The sequence below is a fragment of the Burkholderia sp. GW821-FHT14F03 genome, assembly GCF_058803765.1.
This window is the reverse complement of the sequence record NZ_JBXAPG010000035.1, coordinates 79,802-86,344: the sequence shown is the minus strand read 5'-3', so window position 1 is coordinate 86,344 and position 6,543 is coordinate 79,802. Positions and strand designations below refer to the sequence as shown.

The window sequence follows — 6,543 nt, the reverse complement described above, 5'->3', positions numbered from 1 at the left end:
TTGCCCGTGTGAAAGTAGGTAATCGTCAGGCTCCCTCTGCCAAAACCCCCGCCCATCCGGCGGGGGTTTTGCTTTTTACGCGACAGAATTCTCTCAGTCCCCCATAACACCGCCCGACCCGGATCAGGACCGCGCGATGAATCGCGGGCGACGTTCGGTTCGTTGCGCGCGCAGCCATGAAGCAACGCTTCCTCCGCCCGCAGTAACGGACGTCTCCAGCACCTCGCACGCCTGAAGCATCGAGCGGCTTCCCGTCTCGCGCACATGCACGAAAAAAGCATACCCATCGTCGATTCTGGCAAGATGCCGGCCTTCCACTCCTCGGGCGAATGGCCATGTCGCACCGCTTCCTGTTTCCCGAAGACGGCTTGCTCGTTCGCGACGACATCAGGCTGCGCCTGATTCGCGCAGGCGATGCGCCCGACCTCCTGCGCTACTCCGTCGAAAACCGGACCCACCTCAAGCGCTGGGAGCCGAGCAGGGCAGCGTCGTTCCATACGCTCGACGCTATGCACGCGCGGCTCGACGCCGTGCTTCGAAGCCATGCTCTGAGGGCCCGGCAGATCCGCCAAGGCGCATGCATTGCAGTGAGCCCGTTATAGCTGTCGCTGGCTTTGGTGGTGCTCGGGGAGGCGGTTCGTGCGCTTGATGGCCTGTCTGGTCAACGACGGCATATCAGTCGCTTGGCGCTCGATCCGGATCATTCGGCCAGGAAAGACGGTGATGCCTCTCCCGAGGGGAGACGCTCCGATGCCATGTCGGATTAGCTGCGCACGTTTTGACTCCGCATCGGTGTTTTTGCCGCGGACCGCGGCTCATGAAACAACGCGGGGACGACACTCCAGATGCCTGCGGAGGGCAGTTGCCGAGCGCCGTGAAGCATTGGAGGCGGCGATCGACGGGGCGTCGCGCCGGATCATGAATTGATTTTCCCGCAGCGCGTTCGGTTGCGTCTCGCAATCCTCATTAAGAAGCCTCAGGCAGGTGTTGGTCGTGACCTGCTCGGCAATCGATGCCGGAGGCCGCAGAGGCCGTGTCGTCGACAGGTGGGGCAGGTTCTCCGACGGGTGGGCGTCGCCCCGAAGCGAGCCTGGGATCGGGGCATCCCGCTCTTTGCGCTTTCGCCGGTGCTCAGGGGGGGCGCACGACAAAGCCGCCCTGGCCGGCGCGATACCGCTCGCCGGCCAGGTCACCTTCATGCTTCAGTCCGCTCTGCGGGTCGCCCGTCTCCGCACCGGAATGACAAACGGCACTTTCCCGTTTCGCGTGCCCGAACAGCACGCTTCGCGACGCAGGGGTTCACAGCTTGAATTCGCTGATGGCCTGACGCAGCCTCGTTGTCTGGTCCTGCATCGACATCGCCGATGCAGCCAGTTGCTCAACCAACGCGGCATTCTGCTGGGTCGTGCCGTCCAGTTGCGTGATGGCGCGGCCCACTTCCTCGATCCCGCGGCTCTGCTCCTCGCTCGCGCTCATGATTTCATCCATGATCGTGGCGACCTGCGCCGTCGTCGAGATGATTTCGGCCATGGTCGAGCCTGCATTGGCGACCAGGCTGCTCCCCGAATCGACTTTGACGGCGGAATCCGAGATCAGCGACTTGATGTCTTTCGCCGCGGCTGCGGCACGTTGCGCGAGATTGCGCACCTCGTTTGCCACCACCGCGAACCCCCGGCCCTGCTCGCCCGCGCGGGCCGCCTCGACCGACGCATTGAGCGCCAGGATATTGGTCTGGAACGCGATTCCGTCGATGACGCCGATGATGTCGACGATCTTCCTCGACGACTCGCTGATCGACGCCATCGTCTCCACCACCTCGCCAATCACCATGCCGCCGCGCGAAGCGACCGTCGACGCATTCGTCGCCAACTTGTTGGCTTCGTTGGCATTGCCGGCGTTTTGCTTGACGGTCCCGGTGATCTCTTCCATCGAGGCGGCAGTCTGCTGTAGCGAGGCTGCCTGGCTCTCGGTGCGGGCCGACAGGTCCTTGTTGCCGCTGGAGATCTCGTGCGAGGCTTCGGTGAGCGAGGAGGCGCCCGCCACCACCTGGGTGAGCACGTCCTGCAGTCGCTGGATGAACCGGTTGAAACTGGCCGCGACCTCGCCGAATTCCTTGCCACCGGTTTCAGGCAGACGTCGCGTCAGATCCGCCTCGCCTGCCGAGAGATCATCGATATTGCTCTTCAGCACCGCAAGGCGCTTCATGAACACATGGATGCCGCCGAGTATCAATGCCAGGAGGAGCAGGGCCATCGGCACCTGGATCGACGCCAGCTTCGTAAGAATCCGGTTGCTGTTGATCTCCAGCGACGACGACGGTACCGCCGTCGCGATAATCCACGGGCTGCCCGGGATCGGCTTCAGGAAAATCGTCTGCGCGCCGTCGGGCATGTCGAATGTGCCCTCGGTGGCCCGACCGTTCTGCACGCTGGGCAGCAAGCGCTGAATCGCCGCCGCCATCGGCGCGCCGGATGCGATATCGGACACGTTCTTCAGGACGATATTGCTGTTGATCCTCGAACTGTTGCTGACGATCTTGCCGTCCGCTTCCACGATCAGGATCTGACCGTGGATCCGGTCTTCCATGTTCGCGACGAGGTGATTGAAAAATCCCAGCGTCACATCGATCGTGGCGACGCCGTAAAGCTCATCGCCCTTGTAGATGGCCATCGCGCAATTCGTCCGCGGCTGCGGGCTGGCATCGTCCTGATAGGCCTTCGCCCACTTGCAATGACCCTTGGGCGCGGTCTTGCCGTTCTCGTACCAGGGCTGCTCCCAGTACTTGAGGGACTCCGGCGTGTTCCAGTGCGTGTTGACCACGAGCTTGCCGGTGGCCGCGTCGCGCGCATAGAAGGTGCTGAACTTGTCGCGGCCTTGCTCGCGTTTGTTCGGCAGCGGCCAGATGCCGCCGCCGAACACGTTCTGATCGCCGTACTGATCGACCAGCGCCGGCTGCAGCTTGTCAATCTGGTCGCTGTCGAGCGCCGCCATGACCTGGGTAATGCTGCGTTGCTGGGCTTCCACCTGACGCAGTTGCTCGCTGATCTGGATGGAGATCTGATCGACATCGCCGCCGATCACCTTGCCTTCCAGGCTCGCCAGTTCCGGTGTGACGAACAGCCGGACGACGGCAAACGTGCCTATCACCATCGTCACGAAGAAGGCGCAGGCGATCACGGTAAAACGCGCTTGCGTCGATATTGGGCTAGGCATCGAATCTCCGGACTGAGTCATGATGCCTCCTTTACGGCAAGGCGGCGTTTAACTTTACTGAAGATCGTTGCGGACGCATGGATCGTCAGCGCCTGCGGCGAGCGGTAGCGTCGCGAACAATCGGACCGGATGGCGGCAGGGCCCGGTGTCGAGGATCAGTTTGGGCCACTGACTGTTCATTTAGACGCGATGCTCTACGACGCGCGAGGGAACATGGAGGGTTCGTCGCGAATGGGCAGAGAACGCGGCGCTGGCCTCGAAGAGGAGGCATCCCTCGTTCACCGGCGACGCAGCGCGCGGCACAGAAGATCTCGGGAAAACATGACGCTCGCCATGCTTGTCTTGATGTTGATCGCTTGCGCGAACGCCCGGGCCGACGCGGATCCGGAATTCGACGATCCCGCTCAGATCAAGGCGTTTTCGAGCGACCCGCGAGTCAACAATTGCAATTACCGGAGTCGAAGAACCGGAAGAAGGACAGAAGGTACATTCAGATCGGCGCGACATCGCCGAATGGCGCCTGCCAGTTTCATGACGAAGCCGGCGCGCCGTCGAATCAACCGGTGCTGAAGATAGAAACCGCGGTCGAACGTGCGGGATGCCGATCGTTGATGATGGAAGGCTCGTCCGATCCGGTGTCGTGGCGCAACCTTCCAGCAATTCCAACACGGCCTGCACGAGCAGGCAAAAAGCACGATCCTGTCCACGCCCGACGTCGGCAGGGCGCTGCTGATCCGCAACGATCCGATGACGCAAGTCCCTCGGCTTCAACCGAGCGAAAGCGCGCTCCTCGATCAATCGGGCCCAGCCGAGCGGTAATTTCAACGCCGGGCCACCTATGCCCCGAGCCGCGACAACCCGCCAAGGATGCCAACGACGGATTGATGCCAAGCATCCCGGCGGCCCGACGATCAACGATGAATGACGCGAACCCGCAAGTCATTGGCGACGGAGCCGGGCATGCGGCCATCACCGGCGCGGCGACGCGATGCGAACGACAGCGGCCCGCGGCCAGCAGCGTGCGCAATCGCTCCGGAACGTCGTCGACAATCCGGACGTCGCAGCCGCGGCGAGCTAAAGGGAAGGGAGGTCCGATATGCACGGACCGGAAAAGACAAAGGACGGAAGCAAGACCCGCGAGTGCGGCGCTATCCGTCCTTGTCACTGTTCGTTGGTAGGCTCGATTGGATTCGAACCAACGACCCCCACCATGTCAAGGTGGTGCTCTAACCAACTGAGCTACGAGCCTGTATTGAGGCGCGAATTGTAGACATACTTTCTGGAATGCGCAAGCGCGTCGCGAAAAAATTCCAAATCGTGGTCGCCCGCTTCGGCTTCTCTCCATGCAGCGATCAGGGAGAACCAGAGCGTCTCCGAATGCGCCGGAGTAGTATCCGTACTGCTCCGGCACGCGGAGTCGCGCCGTCGGCGTGCCGAGATCCCTGTTCTTCGAATCACGATAATTCAGATACCCGTATGACAGCCCTCTCAAGCAGCGAGCGCGCCACTGCACTCCTGCCTTATCTCGTTGCCGCCACGTTCTTCATGGAATATCTCGACACCACGGTCATTGCGACCGCGTTGCCGCAGATGGCCCACAGCTTCGGCGTCGGACCGAATGCGCTGAGCTTCGGGATGACCGCCTACATGCTGACGCTCGCGGTCTGCATTCCGATCAGCGGCTGGATCGCGGACCGCTTCGGCGCCCGCACGGTGTTCGGCGGCGCGATCGTGATCTTCTCGGTGGCGTCGATCCTGTGCGGGCTGTCGACCAGCGTCGAGCAGTTCATCGCGGCGCGTCTGCTGCAAGGGATCGGCGGGGCGATGATGGTGCCCGTCGGCCGGCTGATCGTCGTGCGCAGCACCGACAAGTCCAAGCTGATGCGCGCAATCTCGACCATCACCTGGCCCGGCATCGTCGCGCCTGTCGTCGGGCCGCCCGTCGGCGGCTTCATCACGACCTATGCCTCGTGGCGCTGGATCTTCCTGCTCAACGTGCCGATCGGTATCATCGTATGCATCTGTACGTGGCTGCTCGTCAACAACAGCCGCGATGCCGAGCCCAGGCCGCTCGACTGGATCGGTTTCGCGCTCTCGGGCGCCACGCTGACCTGCATGCTGGTCGCGACCGAAATCGCGGGCCAGCAGGATACGCAGGTGTGGATGGTGGCCGGGCTGTTCGCCGCGAGCGCGGTATTCGGCGTCGCGGCCTGGTCGTATGCGGCGCGCTGCGCGCACCCGCTGCTCGATTTCACGACGATGAAGGTGCCGACCTTCTCCGTCACGGTGCTGACCGGCTCGGTGTCGCGTATCGCGATCAACTCGGTTCCGTACCTGCTGCCCCTGCTGTTTCAGGTCGGGCTCGGCCTGTCGCCGTTCCAGTCCGGCCTGTTGCTGCTCGGCAGCGCGGTCGGCAATCTCGGCATGAAGGCCGGCACCACCTGGATCCTCGAACGCTACGGTTTTCGCCGGGTTGCGCTGGTCGACATGACGATCGTCGCGTTGTTCACGATCCTGTGCGGCTGGTTGACCGCCTCCACGCCGATCGCCGTCACGCTGTTCGTCGTGTTCGTCTATGGGCTCACGCGCTCGCTTCAGTTCACGACGCTCGCGACGCTCGCCTACGCGGATATCCCGGCGCGCCAAACCAGCGCCGCCAGCACGCTGTGGAGCGCGGCGCAGCAGATGAGCATGGGGATGGGGATCGCGTTCGGCGCACTCGCGCTGCGTGTCGCGTCGATGTGGCGCGGCGACGCCAGCGGCACGCACTACGTGCTCGCGGATTTCCGCTGGGCGTTTTTTCTGGCGGGCCTGCTCGCGTTGCTGACGCTGCCGGGCTACGCGCGACTCGCCGCGGATGCCGGCGACCGGCTGCGGGCGAGCATGGCGAAGGGGTGATGCGCGGCGGCAGCGGCGCCGACACGTGCTGCTGCGCTGTGCAGGATCGCAGTGCGGTCGTGCGCGGAAATCGGTGGCGTGACGCGCTTCCGCCAGTGGGCGCGCAGGTCATGCGGCGGAAGCGCCGACCCGACGGCGTGCGATCCCGGAGGATGCGACGTTGCCGAGCGGGACGCGTGGAACTGCTTCGTGGCCCCGGTCGCGACAACGTTGCGGCGTTCGGTGCATGCTCGCTTGCGAGCGAGATCGATGCGGGTGGCGAGAATATCCAGGCGAGCAGGGTGTTCCACTGTCCCGAGCCATTCACGACAACGTGCGAGGCGCTCGGTGCACGCAGCTGGCGTTGAGATCGATACAGTCGGCGAGACCATCCAGGCGGGCAAGGTGCCCCACTGTCCTGAGCCATTCACGACAACGTGCGAGGCGCTCACG

4 protein-coding genes and 1 tRNA gene are annotated in these 6,543 nt (G+C 63.6%); 2 read left to right on the top strand and 3 right to left on the bottom strand.

The genetic code is table 11. From position 1 onward, the window contains the following. Positions 1–335 precede the first annotated feature (335 nt). Positions 336–602 (top strand): GNAT family protein, encoded by a 267-nt coding sequence (locus AC1RQF_RS22940; protein ID WP_273997548.1) that lies wholly within the window; start codon positions 336–338, stop codon positions 600–602. Between the two features lie 697 nt (positions 603–1,299). Here AC1RQF_RS22940 and AC1RQF_RS22935 read toward each other — a convergent pair. The 3 genes from AC1RQF_RS22935 to AC1RQF_RS22925 form a co-directional block, all read right to left on the bottom strand. Next, positions 1,300–3,234, bottom strand: coding sequence for a methyl-accepting chemotaxis protein (locus AC1RQF_RS22935; protein WP_273997550.1), 1,935 nt, complete (start codon positions 3,232–3,234; stop codon positions 1,300–1,302). Positions 3,235–3,393: 159 nt separating this feature from the next. Next, complete coding sequence (locus tag AC1RQF_RS22930) at positions 3,394–4,038, bottom strand: hypothetical protein (RefSeq protein ID WP_492873040.1); 645 nt, start codon at positions 4,036–4,038, stop codon at positions 3,394–3,396. Between the two features lie 347 nt (positions 4,039–4,385). Next, a tRNA-Val gene (locus tag AC1RQF_RS22925) sits at positions 4,386–4,462 on the bottom strand. 227 nt (positions 4,463–4,689) lie between these two features. Between AC1RQF_RS22925 and AC1RQF_RS22920 the strand changes: the two genes are divergently transcribed. Then, positions 4,690–6,111, top strand: a complete 1,422-nt coding sequence (locus AC1RQF_RS22920) for a DHA2 family efflux MFS transporter permease subunit (protein WP_273997552.1) — start codon at positions 4,690–4,692, stop codon at positions 6,109–6,111. Positions 6,112–6,543: the final 432 nt, after the last annotated feature.